We start from the raw sequence: 21,854 nt of genomic DNA on the forward strand, positions 1-21,854 counted from the left end.
ATGCCTTTCCGTCCTAGCTGCGCTTTTGCGGCCATTGTTCTCATCGCCCTCGCTCCGCTCCCGGAAAACGTGCGGGCGGCGGCTCCGGTGCTTGCCCCCGGTGTCGATCCAGGCCTGATCAACGAGAGCCTCAGGCGCCAGTTCGAGCTTGATCGCCCGGTCGCCCCTCCGCAGCCGAGCGTCAGCGTGGATGCCGCGCCCCCCGCAGAGCCCAGCACCCGCACCTCCCTGCGCTTTGCGCTCAAGACCATCCAGTTCGATCAGAGCCACTATTTCGGCCCGGACACGCTCGCCGCGCTCGCACGTCCGCTGGAGGGGCGCGAAGTCGGGATCGATGAGCTTCAGGCGCTCGTTGCGCGGATCAATGCGCTTTATACGGCGCGGGGCCTCGCCACAGCGCGTGCGGTCCTCGCTCCGCAAGCAGTCGAGGGCGGGATCGTGAAGATCCGCCTCGTCGAAGGACGGCTCGGCGCTATTACGGTCACTGGCGGCAGTGCGCGCAGCCAGCGCCGGGTGCGCGGGGTGATTGCGCTGCGACCGGGCGATCTTGCCGATCCGCGCGATCTCGAGGCGCGGCTGCGCCAGTTCAACCGCGAAAACGATGGCCACCTGCGCGCTGGGCTGACAGCAGGCCAGGGCCTTGGCCAGACGGATCTCGAGCTGCAGCTGATCGAACCGCCCCGGCTTGGCCTTGAGGTGTTTGCCGACAACAACGGCTACCGCTCGACCGGCATGTGGGAGGAAGGCGCGATCATCCGGGCGTACCGCGTGCTGGGCACGGCTGACCGGGCTTCGCTCGTTGCGGTGCGCTCGCCGGGTGTGAAGTCCGTTTCCGGGGCGTGGTCTGCTCCGATTGGTACAGGCACGCGCTTCGGCCTCGCCGCCTCTTACGGCGAAACGACCATCCGGCAGAGCACTTCCAATCCGCTCTCGATTGCCGGCCGCTCAAACACCGTCAGCGGCGACCTCGCGTTTGCCCTGGCCAATCGCAACAGCTTTGCGCTCCATCTCGATACCACCTTGAGCTTCACCCAGTCCGACACCCGCATCAGCGGCGAACGAGTGGTCGACAACCAGGTAACGACGGCCGGAGCCGCGCTCTTGTTCGATATCTTCACGCCCCACCTCGTCGGCTCGGGCCATATCGAGGCCAATTTCAGTCACGTCGAGGAACGGGTCTCGGGCAGCGTGGTCGAACCGCTCATCCTGCGCGGGGATTTGCAGCTCAGCCGCCCCGTGGGAAGCCACGGCAACTACATCCGCTTCCGCGGCGATGGCCAGTGGACCGGAGCGGGGGCGCTGCCCGGCCTGCTTCAATACCAGATCGGCGGCGCACGCTCGGCCCGCGCGCTCGATCCGGGCACCGCGGCGGGGGACAGCGGGTTTACCGTGGCTCTGGAAACAGGACACGCGCAGCCGATCGGACGTTGCGCGATCGATGTCGGGTTTTTCCTCGATCACGCTGAAGCTTATGCCGCTGGTCAGCCAGCCGAACGCGCGACCGATATCGGCACCTCGCTCACCTTTTCGCTCAACAACCGCATCAGCATTCGCGGACAATATGCCTTGGCGGTTGATCATTCCGGACCCGGCGTGATGCCAAGGCGGGGATACCTCTCGGTCTCGGCGCGTTTCTAGGCGCTTTGGCCAAACTGGGTACCGTCAGGGGATTGCACCAGAGCGGTGAACTTCGGGTCGATCGAGGAGTGCACGCTCGAAAGTTTTCGATTCGTGAATTCGGCCATGTCCGAGGGCACATTCCTCGGGTGCCATACCGCGATCCCGCTGATGAAAGCTGGCGGCGGCGGCTCAATCATCAACATGGGATCGATTGCCGGGATAAAGGGCGTCAGCCAGATTCCCGGCTATTGCGCTGCCAAGGGCGCCATCCACGCCCTGACGCGCTGCGTTGCGGTCTATTGCCGCGAGCAAGGCAACGGCATCCGCTGCAACACGATCGTGGCCGGTTCGATCCGCACCCCGATGACCATGCGCGCGCTCTCGGAGATGCCCGAGGACAGCCCGAGCTTCGAGGAACTGGAAGTCCACGGTCAGGGCCAGCCCTCTGACGTGGCCAACATGGTCCTCTACCTGGCCTCGGACGAGGCGCGCCATGTCAACGGGGCGTCGCTGGTCATCGATAATGGGGAGACGGCCTGACCTTCGGGCCATTGGTTGCGGGCAGTCCAAGCCAGCGCGCGATCCGGGGTAATCGCCGCAGGAGCGTAAACTCGATCAGGACCATCGCCGCCATCGAGATCGCCAGCATCGGCAGCAGCGCAGCAAGTGCCAGAACGATCAGCACTACGCCGCCCATGCGCGGGGGCATGGCGGTCGGCGCGGGGGCGCCGAGCCGGTCTGACGGTTTGCGCCTGCGCCACAGGATGAAGCCGGTGACCGAGAGTGTCACAAGCATCAGCGCGGTGACGACACCGATCAGCTGGTTGACGAGGCCAAACAGCTGCCCCTCGTGCCAGGCGACGCCGTAGCCAACGACGCGGTCTATCACATGCTTGTCTGCAAAGTCCTCGTGGCTGGTCTCGCGGCCCGTCATCGGATCGAAGGTGTAGGAGACGCGCAAGGGCCGGTTCTGCGTGTCGGAACGGACCGACCATTGGCTCATTGCCCTGCCTCCGGAACCCGGCGCGGTACCGGGCGGCGTCACGATTACCGGGAAGGGGAGATGGCGGCCCTTTGCCTCGGCGACGATTTCGCTGAGCGAGACGCCTGACATTGCCATCAGCGTCCCGTCCGGCATGCGGTGGGTGCCCATCGGCATGGGCGAGGTCGCCATGGCCATTGCGCCGTGCTGGTGTTCGGCGTGCTCGTCGCCGTCCGCCGGCGCGCCGCCGATGGTCCAGTCCTGCTTGCCCTTTACCCAGCCCAGTTCGGTCCGCACCGCCTTGAAAGCGCTTCCCCAGACATCGGCCCAGGGCAGCCCGGTTACGAGCAGCACCAGGGCGAGCCCAGAAACCCAGAAGCCCGTTACCGCATGGAGATCGCGCCACATCACCTTTCGCCCGCCGCCAAGCCGTGGCCAGACCACCCCGGCCAATCCGCGCCCCGCCGGCCACCACAGGTAGAGCCCGGTCAGGATCATCACGATGGCCCAGCTGGCCGCGAGTTCGACCAGCCAGCTGCCGCGCTTGCCGAGCATGAGCTGCCCGTGAATATCGTGCGCCACCTGCATGATCCGCCACTCCGGATCGAGCGTGCCGAGCACTCTGCCATCGGGCGAGACGAAGACATCGCGCATGGCCTTGCCCGGTAAGGCAAGGTGGACGAGTGCCGCATCGTGCTCCGCTTCCGGCAGGCGGTAGGAGCTGAAACTGCTGCCGGGGAAGGCGGCGATCGCGGCCTTGACCTGCTGATCGGCGGAAACAGTCCCGGTCACCGCGAGGCCTCGCCATGCGCGCTCCTCCCAGGCATCGACTTGCGGCTTGAACAGATAGGCTGCGCCCGTGAGCGCGAGCACCATCACCATCGGCATCACGAACAGCCCGGCATAGAAATGCCAGCGCCAGATCGTGCGATAGAGAAGCGTACGGTCCATCGTCATAGTCTCCAACCGGCTTCGAGCAGGAACGTGCGCTGGGGATAGGGGTGGAATACCCACGCGCGGTCGTTGGTGAGATTGTCGACGCCTGCCGAAACACGCAGTTGTTCGGTCAGTTGCCAGTTTAGCCGTAGATCCAGTGCGAAGAGCTCGGAGGTGAAGCCGAACGTGTCGCCGCGCTGCTGGCCGAAGAGATCCGTATTGGGGCGGCTGGCGTAGCGCAGCCCGAGCGAGCCTTGCAGCGTGCGCGTCAGGTCGTAGCGGAGGTTGGCGTTGACCCGCCATTTGGGAATGCGCGGGAATTGCACGCCTTCTGCCGCCGATGCGGCGGCATTCCGCAAGGTCCTGGAATCGATGTAGGCCGCGTTGAAATCGATGTTCATGCCCTCGACCGGCCAATTGTGCGTCTCGGCAATGCCTTCGAAGCCGAACTGGCGGGTGAGATCGATGTTCTTGAACGAGGAGGTCGTCACCCCGTTCTGGTTGAAGCCGACGAAAGAGAAGATGGTGTCGTTCACGCGCTGGAAAAAGGCCGAACCAGTGAGCTTCACCCAGCCAAAATCGTGTGCGACAACGAGGTTGGCATCCTTGCTGCGCTCCGGCTTCAGCGCGGGATCGAAGCTGTCGGGATTGAAGCTGCCGTCGCCGTTGAGGCTGCCCTGGAACAGTTCGCCCACGGTAGGGTAGCGCGTGGCCATGGCGAGGCTGAGCTGCAGCGAGGTTCCATCGCCGAGGCGGTACTCGAACGACAGGCTGCCATTCACCCCGTCGCTGCTGCGCGCGGCATAGGCATTGGCGACAGGCTGGCCCGCCAGCGGCCCCGTGCCGAGCCGCGCCAGCCCACCATCATACGCGCGCCAGTTGTCATACCGGGCACCGAGCGTGACGGTGAGCGGATCGAGGAACACTTGCGCCTCGCCCCAGGCCGAGAGCTGCCGGGTCTTGCCGAAGGTGCGTGAGGCGAAGGTCTTGCCCGCAGCACTGGACCAGTCGGCCAGATTGGAGCGGGTCTGATCGGTGCGATAGGCATTGGCGGTAACTCCCAGCGCGAGGGCGCGGCGGCTTGTCTTGTTTTCCAGCGTGAGATCGCCAGTCCACCAGCCGGTCGGGCCTTGCGCCGCCAGAGTGCCGCTGCCGCGGTTCTGGCCTGCGAGATAGCCGTTCGAGGTGAAAACGTCGGTGCGCGGGACCTGATAGGTCGAGATGGCGAGGCGCGCGGTGGTGTTATCCCCGATGGGCGCGGCGAGCTTGAGCCCGGCAAGGTACTCGTCACGCAGCGTCCGCGACCAGTTGGCGCCCGAGGCGGTGTAGCTCTGCCCGCCAATGCTCACGCGCCCTTCGCAAACGGCATTGCCTGCCGCATCGCGCAAGTAGCAGTCCGGCGCGGTCTGGCTGTCCTCGTTGTGCCAGAAGGCGAAGAGGAACTGGCCGGTCACTTGGCCGTCATCGTAGCCGATCTTGAGCTTGGCCTGCTCCTGCGTGATCTTTGCCGGCGATTGTGCCGCGAAATAGGGATTTGTGGCGTTGCCCGGCGCGCCGGGGATGCCCGTTCCTGCGGCGGTAGCACGAACGTGTTCGGGATCCACGATTGCTCCGGTGACCGGTGTTCCGCCTGAGCCCTTGGCCGGCACAAGGCCGAGGAAAGTCATCGGCTGCCCGGTGTTGCGGAAATAGCGGCCCGTCAGGCGCAGCGACCAGGGGCCGGCCTTCTGCTTGAGGCCGATACCGGCCTCGGCCGAGAACCCGTAGTAGTCATCGTGCGTCGCGAACTGGCGGTAAGGCTGGACGAAGCCCTGCACGGTCGCAAAAGCCTCTGTCCGCTCCGGATCGCGCGTTGTGATGTTGACAATGCCGCCCATCGAATTGCCGATGTAGCGCGACGAGTAAGGGCCGTAGACCACATCGAACTGCTTGACCTCGCCCGGGCCGACCACGCCCCACTTGGGCGCAAACGAGAAGCTGTTGCCGAGGAAATTAGAGACGACGAAGCCGTCGACCATCACCAGCGTGCGCGCGCTCTGTGTCGAGTGCGTGCCCCGAAATCCGGGGACGCCGTTGCTGTCACCGGCATAGCGTTTGCGCACGAAGAAGTCGGGCGCGTACTTGATCAGGTCTTCGGTGTTGAAGGCGTTCACGGCCTCGAGTTGCTCGGCGCCCAGGCTGACAGTGAGCCCACGAGGCGCGATCTCGATCGGAGCATCGCGCTGGCCGACGACGAGGATCGAGGATTGCGGCGCTTCGGTGTCGGGGGTGCTGGTGTCCTGCGCCCGTGCGGACGCGGAGAAGCTCAGCGCAAGGCTGAGCGCAATCAGGGATGTCTTCATGAAACGGGTATCCGGCATGGCCCACATGCGCCTCAACGGGCGCGGGGCGATCTGTCAGGGGGCCTCGCTCAGGGGCGAGGCCGCTCAATCTGTCAGATCAGCGCCGGTGGTCCGCGTAGTGGCGGGCGGGCGTGGGTAAAGCCTGCAAGGATCGGTGTGCGTACGGGCGCAAATCCGAGCAGGAGCAGGAACGCGATCGCCAGAGCAACGAATGCGGGAAGCCCTGCATCGAGCGAGGCAAAGGAAAGCGAGGCGTAAGGGCAGGCCGCGCTGGTCCTGGCCTTGCCCTCGGCCTTTCCGGGAATCGTGATCTGCTTGGTCAGATGGTCGCCAGAGACGTCACCGCAAATGAGGATCGTCAGCGCCTTTTCCTGGGTGCCAATCATGTATCCGGTGGGCACCAGGGCCTTGATCACGAGCGCTAACGCGACCAGCGCCATGGCCAGCCGGAAGTGGTCGCGGAGAAATGCGCGAAGAGCCCCCATAGGAAAGTCATAGGCGTACAGCGCCAGTCTGTCACCCTGTTTGGATACCGGAAGGTTCGGTTGTCTCTGCGATCGCGGCCTGGCGGATATCGACTAGGTGGACTGTGTCCTTGTCGAAGGCTTTGTAATAGCTCGGAGACTTGGTCGGCACCGGAGTTTTTTTGAGCAAGCTCGCCCAGCCTTGCCTCGTGTGCCGCAGCGCCCGCCTCACGGACCTGCTGCCATGGTCCGTTTCGGCGTGCCGGGCGCTTGTCAACCGCGCATCAAGCTGCAACCAAGGTGCGTGGGGCGGGGGATCGGGATCACTGCATGGCTGACGAGTCCGGAGCGGGGAAAGATTTCGTCGGCGATTTCGTCTTTGATGGGACCTTGCGCGAGTTTGCGGGGATCGCCTTCGTCAATCTGCTGCTCACGATTGCCACTCTCGGCCTCTACCGGTTCTGGGCGACGACGCGGGTACGCCGCTACTTGTGGTCGCGCACCGCGATCATGGGAGATCGCCTTGAATGGTCGGGCACTGGGCAGGAATTGTTCCGCAGCGCGGTCATGGCCTTGTTGCTGGTACTGCTGCCGCTCGCGATGGCAAACCTGCTGATCCGGTATCTGATGACCCATGACTATACGGTCCCGGGCCAGATCCTTTCGCTTGTCGTCTTGCTCCTCTTCTACACACTGGCCGGCACCGCCATCTTCCGGGGCCTGCGCTACCGGCTCTCACGCACCACCTGGCGCGGCATTCGCGGGGGCAGTCACGATCAGGGCATTGCGTTTGGCCTTGCCTATACCTGGAAGAATCTCCTCGGCCTGCTTCCCCTCGGGGTGCTGTTTCCCTGGGCCATGGCCAGCCTGTGGAACCAGCGCTGGAATGCCATGAGTTTCGGACCCTACCCGTTCGTCGCGCGAGGCAGGGTGCGCGGGCTGTGGCTGCCCTATCTCTGGTGTTACATCGCGCCGATCGTGGTCACCGGCCTTGTCCTGTTCGCACTGCGGTCGGGTGCGACGCTCACTCTGTTCGGCTATGAACCACGCAGCCCGCTCGAATGGGTGTTGATCCGTCTGCCCGCGCTCTTTGGCCTGATCCTGCTGTTCTCGCTGATCACGCTGGCCTACTACGCCAGCTTCTTCCGCCAGATGGTCGGCAGCACGACGCTCGGCGAGGTCAACTTCCGTTTCAACGCCGGCGCGCTCGACTGGATGGAGTTATATCTCGTCGACGTGCTGCTGGTGGTTTTCACGCTGGGGATCGGATCCATTTTCATCAGCTATCGGCACTGGGTCTTCTACTTGCGCCATGTGCAAACCGATGGCGGAATTGAAACCGATGCAATGACGCAATCGACCACACCGGCACCCCGGCAGGGCGAAGGCCTGCTGGATGCTTTCGATATGGGGGCTCTTTGATGACCGCCGAGATCGACGCGGGTACCGAGGCCGTCGCCGCCTGGCTCTATGACGGTTTCACCGCCAACCGCCACCTCGTTACCGCTGAGGTGGATAGGGAAGGTCTTGCGCTCACTGGCGCGGATCTGGCCGACCACGTTCCCTGGATCAGCCTCACTGCGATCGATATCTTGCCCGAAGGCATCCGGCTTGGTCGCAGCGACCGGCCGGGGTGGCGCCTCATCGTTCCTGCCGATGCTCCGCCGGCGCTTCTGGCGCGCCTGCCGGCCCCGCCGCGCTATGGCCGCTGGATTGACCGGTTCGGCTTCTTCCCGATGCTGCTGGTCTTTGCGCTCATCAGTAGCGGGGTTGCCTACGTTGCGGTCAATACGCCCAATTGGCTCGGCCAACGTCTGCCGGTATCCTGGGAAACCGGAATGAGCGACGATGGCCTCAAGGATCTCGCTGCCAACACCTGCCACACGCCCGAAAGCGATGCCGCGCTCGCGGCGCTCGTGGCAGAGCTCGATGAGGCTCCCTCCGGCGGTGATCAGGCCACCATCAGGATCGAGCTGATCAAGGCCGATATCGCCAACGCCGTTGCTCTTCCGGGCGGGCACGTGCTGCTCTTCGATGGTCTCGCCGAAGGGCTCGATTCCCCTGACGCACTTGCCGGCGTCATCGGGCACGAGATCGGGCACGTCCGCAAGCGCCACGTCATGCAGGCCATGCTGCGCGAATTCGGGATCTCGATGGTGCTCAGCGGCCTCAAGTCCGGGGTGACCAACACGCTCGGCCGAATGGCCACGCTGCGCTATTCGCGCGAGGCGGAGACCGAGGCGGACCAGTTCGCCCGCACCCGCCTCTCCGCCGCCGCCATCTCACCCATGCCTACCGCGCGGTTCTTCGAGACGCTTGCCGAACAGGACAGGAGCGAGGGCCTGGCTACGGCCGCCTACCTCAACAGCCATCCCGATCCTGCTGCGCGGGGCGCTGCTTTTCGCGAAGCGTATCGCCGCAACATTGCGTACCGTCCCGCCTTGGATGCAGCTGGCTTTCGCGCCATCCAGCTCGCTTGTGCCAAGGATCGGGGCGCCAAGCCGCTCTAGCCATTTCGCCACTGCGGTCGGAAATGCGTAGCCCCGATGACCGGTTCCGCTGGAAGGTCGCCCCTGCCGGGTCTAGAATGATCCCGGCCGCGCGATCATGCGGCGGCACCGGGGTGTAACATGGACGAATTGTTCTGGTATGCGGCATGTGCCGCAGCGCTTCTTGCTTTCATTTTCCTGATCTGGGTTTCCGGCGTCATCCGCTACGTCGGCAACAACAGGGTCGCCATCGTCGAAAAGCTCTGGAGCGGCAGCGGCTCGATCACCGGCGGCCTCATCGCGCTCGGCGGCGAAGCAGGCTTTCAGCCTGAAGTGCTGCGCGGCGGCTTTCACTTCTTCGTGCCGTTCCAGTACCGGGTGCACATCCAGTCGCTGGTGACCATCCCGCAAGGGCAGATCGGCTATGTCTTCGCCCGCGACGGCCAGCCGCTGGGCCCCACGCAAACGCTCGCCAGCAATATCACTGCCGGCGATTTCCTCGATGTGCGCGCCTTCCTCACCTCTGGCGGGCAGAAGGGCCCGCAGCGCGCGATCCTGCGTGAAGGCACGTATGCGATTAATCTCGCCCAGTTCGTGATCATCACGCGCGAGCGCATCTACGGCCTGTTGATGGAAGCAGCCGACGCCGCGTTGTTCACGGAAATGGCCAACGTGATCCAGAGCCGCTCGGGCTTCGACGCTGTCGTGATCAAGGATGCGGATGATGTCATCGGCATTGTCACTGTCCACGATGGCCCCGCGCTTCCCTCGGACCAGATCATCGCCCCTTCCGTGGGTGCCGATCCGCACAATGCGGCGACCTTCCACAACAGCTTCCAGGATCCGGAGAAGTTCATCGCCGCCGGTGGCTGCCGTGGCCGCCAGCTGCAGGTGCTTGTCGAGGGCAGCTATTTCATCAACCGCCTCTTCGCCACGGTCGAGAAGGTCCGCAAGACGATTGTCGAGGTCGGCCATGTCGGCGTCGTGATCTCCTATACCGGGGAAGCCGGAGCCGATACCTCGGGCTCGGAATACCGCCACGGCGAGCTCGTCGCCCGCGGCAATCGCGGCGTGTGGAGCGAACCCCTGCTGCCCGGCAAGTACGCGTTCAACACGTATGCCGCCGGCATTCTGATGGTCCCCACCACCAACTTCATCCTGAAGTGGGACCAGTCCAACGTCGGTCCGCACAAGTTCGACGAGAACCTTTCGGAAGTCTCGCTCATCACCAAGGACGCGTTCGAGCCGATCCTCCCCCTCTCGGTCGTCGTCCATATCGACTACCGCAAGGCGCCGCTCGTCGTGCAGCGCTTCGGCGATATCAAGCGTCTTGTCGAACAGACGCTCGATCCGATGGTTTCGGCCTACTTCAAGAACATCGCCCAGAAGCGCACCCTGATCGAGCTGCTGCAGGAGCGCAGCGACATCCAGGAGCTTTCGGGCACCGAGATGCGCAGCAAGTTCGCCGCCTACAATCTCGAACTGCAGGAAGTGCTGATCGGCACCCCGCGCGCCGCGCAGGGCAATGACCAGATCGAGCAGATTCTCCAGCAGCTGCGCCAGCGCCAGCTGGCCGACGAGAAGGTGGGCACTTACGAGCGCCAGGTCATCGCGGCCCAGAAGGAGCGCGAATTGCGCGAGGCCGAGGCGCAAGCCAAGCAGCAGACTGCAATCACCGAATCCGTCCTTTCCATTCAGGTGCAGGAGAACCAGGGCAAGGCCAACCTCGCCCGCTCACAACAGGAAGCCGCACAGACCCGCACGCTTGCGCAGGCCGAGGCGGACCGCATCCAGCTGCTGGGCGAAGGCGAGGCGAAGAAGGTTGTCGCTCTGGCCTCTGCCGAGGCGGAAAAGGTCACCAAGGTCGGACTCGCGCAGGCAGAGGCGATCGAGAAGCAGGCGGCTGCCTCCGGCGGTGCGCGCTATCAGCTCACCCGCCAGATTGCCGAACGTTTTGCTGAAGCTCTCGAGAAGTCGGGTGTCGACATCGTCCCGCGTATCCAGGTCTCGACCGGCGGGGGCAGCGGGTCCGATCCATCCGCGATGGGCGGCCCGCTGCTCCAGACCCTGATGGCCATGCTCGTCGCAGAGCGTGCCGAAACGCTGGTGCCGTCCGATAAGGCCGGGACGAAGGCGGACGCGTAACACTGTCTCGCGATGAGGCCCGGGTGCCAGCCTTGCGCTGCATCCGGGCCCTCTTTTTTCGCGCGGTATAGATGCAGCGGTCTGCGAGGCGCTGCGGGGTGTTGACCACGCTCGGCTTCCGTGCCCCGAAGCTCGTTCAAGAGCAGATCTTCAGGATTTTAAGTCGCAATGAATTATCGCCATTCCTTCCATGCGGGCAATAGCGCCGACGTCGTGAAGCACAGCCTGCTGATCGCGCTCGTGCGGGCCTTGCAGCAGAAGCAGGGCGCGCTGACCCTGATCGACACCCATGCCGGTTGCGGTCTTTATGACCTTGGCGGCGAGGAGGCCCAGCGGACGGGCGAGTCCACGCAGGGCGTGCTGCAGGCGTTTGCTGACTCCAATCCCTTGCTCAACGACTACCGCGCTGCAGTTCAGGCAGTGAATGCCGCGGATGAGCCGCGCTTCTACCCGGGCTCCCCTCGAATTCTCGCGCAGCTTCTGCGCCCGCATGATTTCCTGATCCTCAACGAAAAGCATCCCGAGGACGCCTCTGCCTTGCGGGGCGCGATGCGTGGCACACCCGCTGCGGTGCATGAGCGCGATGCCTACGAGTTTTGGCTGGCGCTGCTGCCGACCCGAACGCCGCGCGGTGTGGTGGTGGTAGACCCGCCATATGAGCAGCTGGACGAACGCGCCCGGATCACTGCCACGCTCGCCGCCGCTCACCGCAAATGGGCGCATGGCGTGACGGTGATCTGGTATCCGCTGAAAGACCGCGCCACGCACTCGCGGTGGAAGGAGCAGTTGCGGGCGCTTGGCATCCCGAAAATGCTGGGGGTCGAGCATTGGCTGTACGATGCCGATCAGCCCGGCATTTATAACGGCGCGGGCCTTTTTTTCGTCAATCCGCCCTACGCCTTCACGCAGGCACTGCCGCCTCTGCTGGAAGCCCTGCGTGCCGCACTGGCTCCGGAAGGGCATAGCGGCGAAATCACCGCCCATTGGTTGCGCGACTGACATTTCCTCCTCGCAGGTAGCGGCGGAGCTGCCACAGCAGGTGTGCGCATCGCTCTGGTAGCGAAGCCGCAACTTGATCGGCGATGCCACTGAGCGTTCGCAAGCTGAATTGTGGTTAAAGCACGACTTTGCCGGCCAGCGATGACAGAGCACTCTCGAAGATTTGAAGCGCGATAAAAGCTGGCCCAGTCTGATTTCGATTATATTTCAGCGATGCTAACTGCGGTTATAGTATTGCTGGTAGGACAGCATTTACACTCAATGTCACTGATTTATATCAGGAATAATCATGCCGGTAGCGCTGCTGGTTAACGCTCAGTCTTAATCGCATCATGAAATTACGGCTATTCAATCGGCACGTAACGCGGAATACTCGTACCGCACTCAACGCTGATTCGTTTCAGCCGCGTAACGCGGTTCTGTTGGCAGGTGCCAATTGCGTGGTCGCAATGATCCAAGGGAGCGTCCGGCGAATTTTCGCTCTCCCTTTGATCATTCGAGAACCGAACCACCTAACTCCGTCGTCGTCGTCACGAGAATGATGTTCATTCCCGGTGTCCTCAATCCGATGCAGGCTTGGACTTATTCAAGACATGGGTCAGGCGATAAGTGCCTGAATGGCCGCAATGTACGACCCGAGAAACTTCACAAGGGAGATGGAAATGTCAGTCGGGATCCGCAGTTTGACAATGATGGCTGCATTTACACTTACCGCCGCGGCGCTGCCGGCAGTTGCGCAGGAGCCCGATACGGCACCTACCGACGCTGCCTCCCTTGGCCTGACCGAATTGACCGACGACCTGTCCCGGCAGGAGCTCTTTGGAGAGATCCAGGCAGTGGACCGCCTGAGCGGTAATGTCGCGCGTGCCGATGCGGCGATCCAGAGCTTCAACCTCAACGGCCCGTTCCGCTTCCCGGGCGATACCAAGTATGATTCGATGCTTGGTCAACCGCGCGTCAATTCGTTCTTCGGCGTGGATATCAGCCACTATACGAGCGCGTCCTTCCCGATCGAGCTCCTCAAGGCCCGCAATGTGCGGTTCCTGTACATGAAGGCAACTCAGGGCGCTGAGGGGCTTGATGGCAAGTTTGCCGGCTTCTGGAAGCGCACGGGTGCGCTGCCTGCGGGCAAGCAGGTCCATCGCGGCGCCTATCACTTTCTGTCCGCCTGCGAACACGGTGACTGCCATAGCGACCCCGTGAAATGGGGGAAACGGCAGGCTGACACCTTCATCAAGGTGGTCATGGCCAATGGCGGGCTCCTGCCGACGGACATGCCGCCAGTCGTCGACCTCGAATGGGACAAGGCAAGCGCCAACGCGCCAGACCGCTGGGCCAGCCGTACTCCGCAGGAGATCGTGAAGGTCGTCGATGCATTCCTGATTGAAGTGAAGGAACAGCTCCACCGGACACCGATGATTTATACGGCGAATGCGTGGTGGAGCGGGCAGATGAAGAGCACGCCATTTTCGGCCACGATGAAAGCGTCGCCAATCTGGCTTGCGGACTATTCCAAATCCTCGCGGGCCAGCGAAAACCCTCGCTCGATTGGAACGGCCAAATGGGCGTTGTGGCAGTTCACCGAAAAGGGAGTGATGGCGACCGGTTTTACTGATGGCTTCGATGCGAATATCTACAAGGGATCGCTGCCCGCCCTCTATCAGACGCTTGGCGTGCGGGAGTTCGCACAATGACGCCAGGCATGAGGCGGCTGTGGTGCATAGTCTCACCGGTGCTTGGGCTGTGCCTGGCGCTGCTCGCTCCGGCTGCCGCCCATGCGCAGCCGGTGCCACCGGCTTATAGCGGCACCTGCCCCAACGGCGCGCCCGCGCGAGAGGAGCGTTATTGCCGGTTCATCGTGCATTACGACAACAGCGATCGGCCGCTACCCACCGAAGTTGGTGATTTCCTTGGCGTGACCCATTCCTCGGATACGCGAACGATCGGCTTCGTCATTGCCGTCGACGAATATCCGGGCCTGCCCGGCCACGACATTTCCGCAGCCAAAGTGGACGCGGCGAACCTGCAGGCGTTCTTGATGAGCCAGCAGTTCGACGAGATCATCATGCTGCGGAACGCCGACGCCTCCATCGACAATATCAATTACTTTCTGACTGACTATCTGGTCAATCACGGCAACGACTATCGCGGGCCCGATGGAGATCAGCCGAAAGCCCGGCTGTTGATCGCCTATAGCGGGCATGGCCGCGCGCAGACTCCGGACGTGGACGCCGCCTTCATTCTCAATGCTGCGACCGATCCCAACGGTTCGAGCGGCGTGTACAAGATGACCGATTTTACCGGCAATGTTTCGCACCTTGCCTCGCATTACTTCCATGTGCTGACGCTTGTGAATGCCTGCTTCGGGGGCAATCTTTTCGTCAATGGCAACCCCGGCGCAGCGGCCACACCCACCGGGCAGGGCTCCTTCATGATCACTGCCGGTTCGCCCAAGAACGAGGTGCAGGCACTGATTCCGGAGCGCGGCAGCCTGTTTTTTGATCTCGTGATCAACGGCGTGCTCAACGGCGATGCAGATAAGACGAGCGCGAGCTATTACCTTACGGACGGCAATACGACGACAAAGTCCCGGGAAATCCTGACGCTCAGCCTGCCCTTGTACAATTACCTGTCGGGTGCGTTCTTCAAGATCAACGCGGTCCAGAAGCATTCTGATCCCGGCTTCCGGTCATTGAGTCCGCCATTTTTTGGTCCCGTGCAGTCCGGCATGGCGCAGGGGGGCTTCTTCTTTGTAAGCACGGCGCCTGAACAACTTGCCGACAGTATGGGGCCATACCTCATACCGCTCGCACCGGGCGCGGTGGTCGAGACGGCCGGTATCACGCCGCAGCCCGTGTTTGCGCACCTGACGCACACCGCAAGCCCGCACCTGACGCACACTGCGAGCGCGCATCTGGCGAGCCCGGTAGTCATGCCGGCGCAGGCCATTTCGCATATCGAAGCTGCCGAGGTTGCGGCCCCGCCGCCGGTCAAGCCAGCACAACCTGAAGCAAAGCAGCTGCCCTTCGGCCCGATCAGCAGCATCAAGGGCCATCCCGACATCAAGATCTTCAAGCTGCCGGCCATCTACCCGATCAAGGGATATGACTTTTCCTCGGCGGACGGCAAAATCGACTGGGGCAAGTTCAAATCGAGCGCATTGCCCCGGTTCGTCTATCTGCGGGCCCTGGGCTGGGCAGGGCACGATCCGCGTTTCACTGCGAACTGGGCCAGCTCCGCCACAATTCCCGTCGACCGCGGCGTCTATCTGAAGTTCAACTTCTGCCAGACGGTAGCCGAGCAAGTCAGCCAACTGCGCCAATTGGCGCCGCCAGTTCCAAGCCTCCTGCCTGTCGGCATCGAACTTGTGACGCCGAGCGCCGATCAGGCCCGCGGCACTGAACAACTAGCCTGCTATCAGAAACTGGGCGCAACGCATGTGGCGGCACTGGCCGAAGCACAGAAGCGGATTCTCGATCTGGCGGCATCGATCGAGACACAATGGGGCAAAGTCCCCATCCTGTTCGGCAACAGCTACAATCTCTCAGTCCTGACCGATGCCCGTTCGGACCGCTATATGATCTGGCTGAATGCCTATGGCGATCCGGGCAAAATCGGCGAGAGAATGAAACTGCAAGGGCGCAACCCTTGGACAATGTGGCAATATTCAGGGACGCTCGATGTTGCCGGTGTGGGCTCCAGGACGACCGGCGAGGTCTTCTTTGGCACGCCTCAGCAATACGACGCATTTCGCAGCGGAAGTCACAACGTGGCGCTGAAGGCGGTTCAGTGATCAAGTTTGGCGGGGCGATCGATCACGCCATATCCAGCGTGCTCTTGACGGCAGTAAGGATTGCCGAGACCGCCAATGGCGCGGCAACTGCGCCATTGGCAGCGGCCTAGCAATTTGCACAAGTGGACTAGCTCGGGCTTGTGGAGGAGTTTGCTTCCCAAGGCGCCTCCTGAGTGCCGAATGAGGAAGCTTCGCAATGCCTTACCAGCCCTTCGACCTTGGCGGGAAAGTAGCGCTCGTGACCGGAGTGAACGGCGGCATCGGCCTCGGCATGGCGGAGGCGCTTGCGCAGGCGGGGGCGTCCGTGATCATATGGGGAACCAACCCGGCGAAGAATGCTGCTGCCATGAGCAGGCTGGAGGCGGCCGGGCAGCGCATTGCCAGCGAGATCGTGGACGTTTCGGACGAGCATGCGGTGCGCGCAGCCATGGAAAAGGCCGTCGCCGAATTTGGCCGGGTTGATACGGTGATTGCCAATGCCGGGGTTGGCGGTGGTTCTTTGTTTGCCGAGTTTCCGACCGAGCAATGGCGCAAGGTCATGGCGGTCAATCTCGACGGCGTATTCTTCACATTGCGCGAGGCATGCAAGCACATGCAGGCGCGCGCCGAAGCGGGCGATCCGGGCGGGTCGCTGATCGCGATCTCGTCGACCTCGGCCATTCACGGCGCGGCGCGCAATCAGGCCTATGGCGCGGCCAAGGGGGCACTGTGTTCGCTGGTCCGTGCGACAGCGGTCGAGTTTGCTCGCTACGGCGTGCGCGCCAACGCGGTTCTTCCGGGCTGGACGGTGAGCGAAATGACCGAGGCCGCGCAAGCGAACGAGAAGTTCAACCGGCAAGTGATTTCCCGCGTGCCGTTCAGGCAGTGGATCGAGCCTGAGGATTTCGGCGGGATTGCGGTCTACCTCGCCTCCGATGCATCGCGGTTCCACACCGGAGACAGCTTGGTGCTCGATGGCGGGTACACGATTTTCTGACCGTGCTGGAGCTGCCCAAATGGAAGATGCGTCCTCGTCGTTGGTGCTGAGCGACACGCCGCGAGCCGGCATCCGCCGGTTGACGCTCAACCGTCCGGAGAAGCGCAACGCGCTTTCTAATGCGCTGAGGATGGAGCTGTTCGCGGCGCTCGAGGATGCGGACAGGGACGCCGACGTTCGGGTGATCGTCTTGCGCGGGGCCGGTTCATGCTTTTCTGCCGGCTATGACCTTTCGCCGGAGGCCGGCCGCCAGCCGCCGCCCTATCATACCGCAGGCGGCGCGGGTTTCTGGCCGCGGCACGTCGTTGAAGGGGTGTTCCGGATCTGGGATCTGGCAAAGCCTGTCATCGCGCAAGTTCACGGATGGTGCCTCGCCGGGGCGACGGAACTCGCGACGGCCTGCGACCTCGTTTACCTGAGCGAAGATGCCCAGATCGGCTACCCGCCGGTGCGCGGAATGAGCCCGCCCGATACCCAGTTCCATCCGTGGCTGTGCGGCTTCCGCTCCGCAATGGAGCAGATGCTGACCGGTGATGCGCTCTCTGCCCAGGAAGCGGTGCGCGTGGGCTTCGCCAACCGGGCGTTTCCGGCCGAAGACCTTGAAAGCGAAGTCCTCAAGATCGCTGAGCGGGTCGCGAAGATCCCTCCCGAGGTCCAGCAGATCAACAAGCGATCGGTGCACCGGGCGATGGAAGCGATGGGGCTGCGGTCCGCCATCCGGGCGGGCACGGAAATGCAGGCTCTGGCGATGACCACGGAGGCCTCCCGGCAGACCTTCGCCGGCTTCCGCGCCGGAGACGTGCGCGGGGCGCTTGATGCTCGCGACGGGTCATTCGGCGATTACCGCACGTCAGGATCGGATAAATAATCCAGCCTCAGGTTGGCCAATCGCCGCTCTGCACCCCGGCTAAATGAGGGCCTGTGATCCGCATTTTGGCTAGTCTGAGAGTGCCCGCATGGGGCGTAAGGTTCGGCAGGCATCTCGTGTGCCTTGGGGCACCTGACGTGCTCCCCTGATTGTTACCAGTCAGAGGTAGAGTCTCGCTCCTTCATGATGGGTGTTTGAGGGGATGGCAACGTGTCTGGGGGCATGCCCCCAGACACGTTGGCCGGCGATCTCGGCGGGGGTCTTCCCGCCCAGTTTGGAGTGTGGCCTGACCGTATTGTAATCGTGCCGCCAGGCAGCGAGCACGAACCGGGCATGAGCTAGCGAGGTAAACAGCGTCTCGTTGAGACATTCGTCGCGCAGGCGCCCGTTGAAGCTCTCGACGAAGCCGTTCTGCATCGGCTTGCCCGGCGCGATGTAGTGCCACTCGACCCGGCGCTCCTGCGACCAGCGCAGGATGGCCGACGAGGTCAGCTCGGTGCCATTGTCGCTGACCACCGTATGCGGCTTCCCCCGGATGCCCATCAGGCCGGTCAGTTCCCGGGCCACCCGTGCACCCGACAGTGATGTATCGGCCACCAGCGCCAGGCACTCGCGTGTGTAGTCATCGACCACGCACAGGATGCGGAAGCGCCGACCGCAGATCAGGCTGTCAGAGACGAAGTCGAGCGACCAGCGCTGGTTCGGGCCATCGGGCAACACCATTGGCCTGCGTGTGCCCAGAGCGCGCTTGCGCCCGCCACGACGGCGCACGCGCAGCCCTTCCTCCCGGTAGATGCGCAGCAGCTTCTTGTGATTGGGTGCGATGCCCTCCCGCGCCAGCAGATAGCCCAGGCGGCGATAGCCGAACCGGCGACGCTCCGCCGCCAGCTCGCGCAACCGTTGCCGCAGCGTGCCGTCATCCGGCCGTGTCGGCTCGTAACGGATCACCCTGCGGCTCACGCCAACCAATGCACACGCCCGACGCTCGCTCACCCCGTGATGCTCCCGGGCATGGGCGACGGCTTCCCGCTTGGCGCCGGGCGTTACCATTTTTTTGATGCCAGATCCTTCAACACGGCATTGTCGAGCATCGCCTCGGCCAAGAGCTTCTTCAGCCGGGAGTTCTCCTCCTCGAGCGTTCGCAACCGCCGGGCCTCGGACACCTCCAGCCCGCCGAACTTCGACTTCCACTTGTAGAACGTCGCCGAGCTGATCCCGTGGCGGCGGCAAACCTCCGCCGTCGGCAATCCGCCCTCCTGCTCCTTCAAGATCGCTATGATCTGCTCTTCGTTGAACCTGCTTCGCTTCATATCGTCCGACTCCTTGCGCCAGACTCTACCAAAAAGCGGTCACATTTCAGGGGAGCACGTCACACCCGAGCCCCCTTGATCAAGGAGTGATCGCATGACCCGGTCCTACCCGCTGTTCCAATACGCCTACTTCGTGAAAAGCATCGACGCGGCGGCCGAAAAGTGGGCGAGGGCGTTCGGCGCCGGGCCTTTCTTCATGGCGCGCCATCACCGCTGCGAGGACTTCACCTATCGCGGCACCGCGGTCGAGGCTGACGTTTCCTATGCCTTCGGCTATCTTGGCGACACGATGATCCAGTTCATCGAGCAGCATGACGACCAGCCTTCGATCTACCGCGACATGTACAAGGACGGCGAGGAAGGCTTCCACCACATCGCCTATCTCGTCTCCGACTTCGCCGCAGAACGCCAGCGCTGGCTCGACATGGGCTACGCTCTTGCGACCGAGCTCTATGCCGATGAGGTGAACGCCGCTTACTTCGATACCCGCGCGTTGAACGGTGGTTTCACCGAAATCCACGGGGATCCGCCCCACATCATGGGCATGTTCGGCGTGTGGAAGCGCGCGCATGAAGCCCGCCATGCCGGGACTCCGCCGACGATCGAGACAACGGACATCAAGACCTATCAGCGCGCGCCGCTACTGCCGAAATAAGCTGTCGGCCATGGCAGGGAAGGATGCCGCTTTTCTGGCACGCTGACGGCGGGATGCGGGGATGGGTGGACTGTGGGCAGTCTGCTTGCCATTGATGCATATCTTCGCCGTGTGTGCCGGAGCGCTGGATTGCCAATGAACCGCCTTCTTTCGCTGCTAGGGGTCCGCCTGCCGTTGATCCAGGCACCAATGGCCGGGGTATCGTCCCCGGAGATGGCCGCGGCCGTCTGCGAGGCAGGGGCCCTTGGCTCGCTTGCCGTGGGCGCGGGCGATGCCGATGCGGCGCGCGTACTGATTGCCTCGGTGCGGGCACGCACGGCCCGGCCCTTCAACGTAAACCTGTTCTGCCACGCGCCGGCAGTGGCCGATCCGGCAAGGGAAGCGGCGTGGATCAAGCGGTTTGCCCCGTTGTTCGAGGGCTGGGGGGCATCCCCGCCGCAGGCGCTGCGCGAAATCTACCGCAGCTTTCTTGCCGATGACGCGATGCTGCGCCTGCTGCTGGACGAGCGGCCAGCGGTGGTGAGCTTTCACTTCGGCTTGCCCTCGGCAGAAATCATCGCAGCGCTCCGCGGCGCGGGCATCGTTTTGCTGGCCACGGCGACCAGTCTGGCAGAAGCGCAAGCCGTCGCAGCTGCGGGTATCGACGCGGTGGTCGCGCAAGGTTGGGAAGCCGGCGGTCATCGCGGCGTGTTCGATGCGGACGCGCCGGATGAAAAGCTCGGGACCATGGCGCTCGTTCGCCTGATCACCGCAACCATCGACAAGCCGGTTATCGCCGCTGGTGGCATCATGGACGGGCAAGGCATCGCCGCCGCGCTGGCGCTTGGCGCTTCAGCCGCGCAGCTCGGCACCGCCTTTCTTGCCATCGACGAAAGCCTTGCCGATGCAGGCTACCGCGCCGTGCTGGCCGAGAGCGGAGGTCGGCACACCTTGATGACCCGGGTGGTCTCAGGACGCCCCGCGCGGATCCTGCCCAATCGCATTGCGGCGCTGGATGGCAGCTACGCTCCTGCCGAGGTTCCCGCTTATCCCATCGCCTACGATCTCGGCAAAGCCTTGAATGCTGCGGCCAAGGCGCGCGGGGAGCATGGCTATGGCGCGCATTGGGCGGGCCAGGGCGCGCCTTTGGTGCGGACCATGTCGGCAGGCGAACTGGTCCGCACGCTGGAAGCCGAACTCGGGCAAGCGATGCCGGAAAGGGATGAGGCATGATCACCTTTGAAACGGCACTGGCAGAGCTCGGCCCGGTCAGGACGCAGCCGCTGTTCGTCATGCAAGTCGGCGTGGAGCGCAGCCATGCCCTTGGCGCGCCGGGCGGGGCGGACCAGCGCGTGGGCGACATGGTGGCAGGCCGCTTTGCAGGTGAGCGGCTGGCGGGCGCGGTGCTGCCGGGGGGCTCTGACTGGCAGACCATCCGCGCGGATGGCACCGTCCTGCTCGATGCGCGGGTTGTCCTGCGCACCGACGATGGCGCGGCGATCGGCATGACCTACGAGGGCATCCGCACCGGCCCTGCCGATGTGCTGGCCAGTCTGGCCCGGGGCGAACCGGTCGATCCGCAGGCCTATTACTTCCGCACCACCGCGCGGTTCACGACCTCGGCGGCGCAGTACGACTGGCTCAACCGCGTGATCGCGATCGGTATCGGCTACCGCCTGCCGACCGGGCCGCTCTACAGCCTTCACGAAATCCTTTGAGCGTCACAGCTTGATAGCGGCCTGCGCAACTGCCTCCGGCGCTTCCCGGGGAAAGTTGTGGCCGATCCCGCCTCAATCATCCACCGGCCGGTTGACGCGGGTTATCACCACTGCGGCGAGCGCAAGCAGCAGGATCGCGCTGGCTTCGAACACGATGTTCTCCGGCGCCATGTTCTTGCTTTGCAGCACGATCAGACGCGCGAGTGCGGTGATCGCGATGAAGATGGGATAGATGAAGGTCGCGCCCTTGCCGGTGTAGAACACGCTGACCATGCCGATCACTTCGGTATAGAGAAACATCAGCAGGATATCGGCCAGCGTGATCGACCGCGTCTGGAAGATGTCGATGATTTCCGCGATCGCGCCGCCTACTGTCATCAGCGCGACGAGCAGGAGCAGGATCCGTTCGACCATGTGAAAGCCGGTCGTGGCGATGGCGCTTTCAGTCCTGCCGACAGGCGGACGGTAATCGCTTTCGGCGGGCAGATTGCCTTCAGCTGGCGGTTCGGGAGTGGACGGCTGCTCCATGGTCAGCGGGACTATACCACAGCCGGCAGGCAACGGTGAAACGGAACCCA

At 63.6% G+C, this 21,854-nt stretch carries 18 protein-coding genes; 13 read left to right on the plus strand and 5 right to left on the minus strand.

Annotation, left to right across the window (positions count from 1 at the left end):
* Both ACO056_RS10430 and ACO056_RS10435 read left to right on the plus strand, forming a co-directional pair.
* Complete coding sequence (locus ACO056_RS10430) at positions 1-1,638, plus strand: ShlB/FhaC/HecB family hemolysin secretion/activation protein (protein ID WP_421846407.1); 1,638 nt, start codon at positions 1-3, stop codon at positions 1,636-1,638.
* 45 nt (positions 1,639-1,683) lie between these two features.
* Positions 1,684-2,160: an SDR family oxidoreductase gene (locus ACO056_RS10435; RefSeq protein WP_421846409.1), complete on the plus strand. Its 477-nt coding sequence runs from the start codon at positions 1,684-1,686 to the stop codon at positions 2,158-2,160.
* Here ACO056_RS10435 and ACO056_RS10440 read toward each other — a convergent pair.
* The 3 genes from ACO056_RS10440 to ACO056_RS10450 all read right to left on the minus strand — a co-directional run bounded on the left by ACO056_RS10440 (position 2,135) and on the right by ACO056_RS10450 (position 6,365).
* Positions 2,135-3,553: a PepSY-associated TM helix domain-containing protein gene (locus ACO056_RS10440; protein WP_421846411.1), complete on the minus strand. Its 1,419-nt coding sequence runs from the start codon at positions 3,551-3,553 to the stop codon at positions 2,135-2,137. The genes ACO056_RS10435 and ACO056_RS10440 overlap by 26 nt on opposite strands.
* 2 nt (positions 3,554-3,555) lie before the next feature.
* Positions 3,556-5,880 carry a TonB-dependent receptor gene (locus ACO056_RS10445; RefSeq protein ID WP_421846413.1) on the minus strand — a complete coding sequence of 775 codons (2,325 nt, stop codon included), beginning with the start codon at positions 5,878-5,880 and terminating at the stop codon, positions 3,556-3,558.
* Between the two features lie 92 nt (positions 5,881-5,972).
* Positions 5,973-6,365, minus strand: a complete 393-nt coding sequence (locus ACO056_RS10450) for a hypothetical protein (RefSeq protein WP_421846415.1) — start codon at positions 6,363-6,365, stop codon at positions 5,973-5,975.
* 309 nt (positions 6,366-6,674) lie between these two features.
* Between ACO056_RS10450 and ACO056_RS10455 the strand changes: the two genes are divergently transcribed.
* The 8 genes from ACO056_RS10455 (at position 6,675) to ACO056_RS10490 (ending at position 17,614) form a co-directional block, all read left to right on the plus strand.
* The gene (locus tag ACO056_RS10455; protein ID WP_421846417.1) at positions 6,675-7,766 is read left to right on the plus strand and encodes a YjgN family protein; all 1,092 of its coding nucleotides are present in this window, start codon (positions 6,675-6,677) and stop codon (positions 7,764-7,766) included.
* Positions 7,766-8,854, plus strand: coding sequence for a M48 family metallopeptidase (locus ACO056_RS10460; protein ID WP_421846419.1), 1,089 nt, complete (start codon positions 7,766-7,768; stop codon positions 8,852-8,854). The genes ACO056_RS10455 and ACO056_RS10460 overlap by 1 nt, the downstream gene beginning before the upstream one ends.
* Positions 8,855-8,974: 120 nt before the next feature.
* Positions 8,975-10,978, plus strand: coding sequence for an SPFH domain-containing protein (locus ACO056_RS10465; protein ID WP_421846421.1), 2,004 nt, complete (start codon positions 8,975-8,977; stop codon positions 10,976-10,978).
* Between the two features lie 168 nt (positions 10,979-11,146).
* Positions 11,147-11,977: a 23S rRNA (adenine(2030)-N(6))-methyltransferase RlmJ gene (locus ACO056_RS10470; protein WP_421846423.1), complete on the plus strand. Its 831-nt coding sequence runs from the start codon at positions 11,147-11,149 to the stop codon at positions 11,975-11,977.
* A 617-nt stretch (positions 11,978-12,594) separates the two neighbouring features.
* Positions 12,595-13,671 carry a GH25 family lysozyme gene (locus tag ACO056_RS10475; protein ID WP_421846425.1) on the plus strand — a complete coding sequence of 359 codons (1,077 nt, stop codon included), beginning with the start codon at positions 12,595-12,597 and terminating at the stop codon, positions 13,669-13,671.
* Positions 13,668-15,770 carry a GH25 family lysozyme gene (locus ACO056_RS10480; RefSeq protein ID WP_421846427.1) on the plus strand — a complete coding sequence of 701 codons (2,103 nt, stop codon included), beginning with the start codon at positions 13,668-13,670 and terminating at the stop codon, positions 15,768-15,770. Before ACO056_RS10475 ends, ACO056_RS10480 begins: the two co-directional genes overlap by 4 nt.
* Positions 15,771-15,966: 196 nt before the next feature.
* Positions 15,967-16,746: an SDR family NAD(P)-dependent oxidoreductase gene (locus ACO056_RS10485; RefSeq protein WP_421846428.1), complete on the plus strand. Its 780-nt coding sequence runs from the start codon at positions 15,967-15,969 to the stop codon at positions 16,744-16,746.
* A gap of 19 nt (positions 16,747-16,765) precedes the next feature.
* Positions 16,766-17,614, plus strand: coding sequence for an enoyl-CoA hydratase/isomerase family protein (locus ACO056_RS10490; protein ID WP_421846430.1), 849 nt, complete (start codon positions 16,766-16,768; stop codon positions 17,612-17,614).
* Positions 17,615-17,773: 159 nt separating this feature from the next.
* On the opposite strand, the gene ACO056_RS10495 is transcribed toward ACO056_RS10490, so the two are convergent.
* Positions 17,774-18,924, minus strand: a protein-coding gene (locus ACO056_RS10495) for an IS3 family transposase (RefSeq protein WP_421846432.1) whose coding sequence is annotated in 2 segments (ribosomal slippage) — positions 17,774-18,672 and positions 18,672-18,924 — 1,152 coding nt in all. Because the reading frame shifts where the segments join, the coding sequence is not laid out codon by codon here.
* Positions 18,925-19,018: 94 nt separating this feature from the next.
* Between ACO056_RS10495 and ACO056_RS10500 the strand changes: the two genes are divergently transcribed.
* The 3 genes from ACO056_RS10500 (at position 19,019) to ACO056_RS10510 (ending at position 21,276) form a co-directional block, all read left to right on the plus strand.
* A complete protein-coding gene (locus ACO056_RS10500; RefSeq protein WP_421846434.1) occupies positions 19,019-19,579 on the plus strand; it encodes a VOC family protein in 561 nt (186 codons plus the stop codon).
* A gap of 135 nt (positions 19,580-19,714) precedes the next feature.
* The gene (locus ACO056_RS10505; RefSeq protein WP_421846436.1) at positions 19,715-20,791 is read left to right on the plus strand and encodes an NAD(P)H-dependent flavin oxidoreductase; all 1,077 of its coding nucleotides are present in this window, start codon (positions 19,715-19,717) and stop codon (positions 20,789-20,791) included.
* Positions 20,788-21,276, plus strand: coding sequence for a DUF3237 domain-containing protein (locus ACO056_RS10510; protein WP_421846438.1), 489 nt, complete (start codon positions 20,788-20,790; stop codon positions 21,274-21,276). Before ACO056_RS10505 ends, ACO056_RS10510 begins: the two co-directional genes overlap by 4 nt.
* Before the next feature lie 72 nt (positions 21,277-21,348).
* Here ACO056_RS10510 and ACO056_RS10515 read toward each other — a convergent pair whose 3' ends face one another.
* Positions 21,349-21,804: a phosphate-starvation-inducible protein PsiE gene (locus ACO056_RS10515; RefSeq protein ID WP_421846440.1), complete on the minus strand. Its 456-nt coding sequence runs from the start codon at positions 21,802-21,804 to the stop codon at positions 21,349-21,351.
* Positions 21,805-21,854 lie beyond the last annotated feature (50 nt).

Source organism: Novosphingobium sp. (genome assembly GCF_965228995.1).
Classification (GTDB): Bacteria; Pseudomonadota; Alphaproteobacteria; order Sphingomonadales; family Sphingomonadaceae; genus Novosphingobium.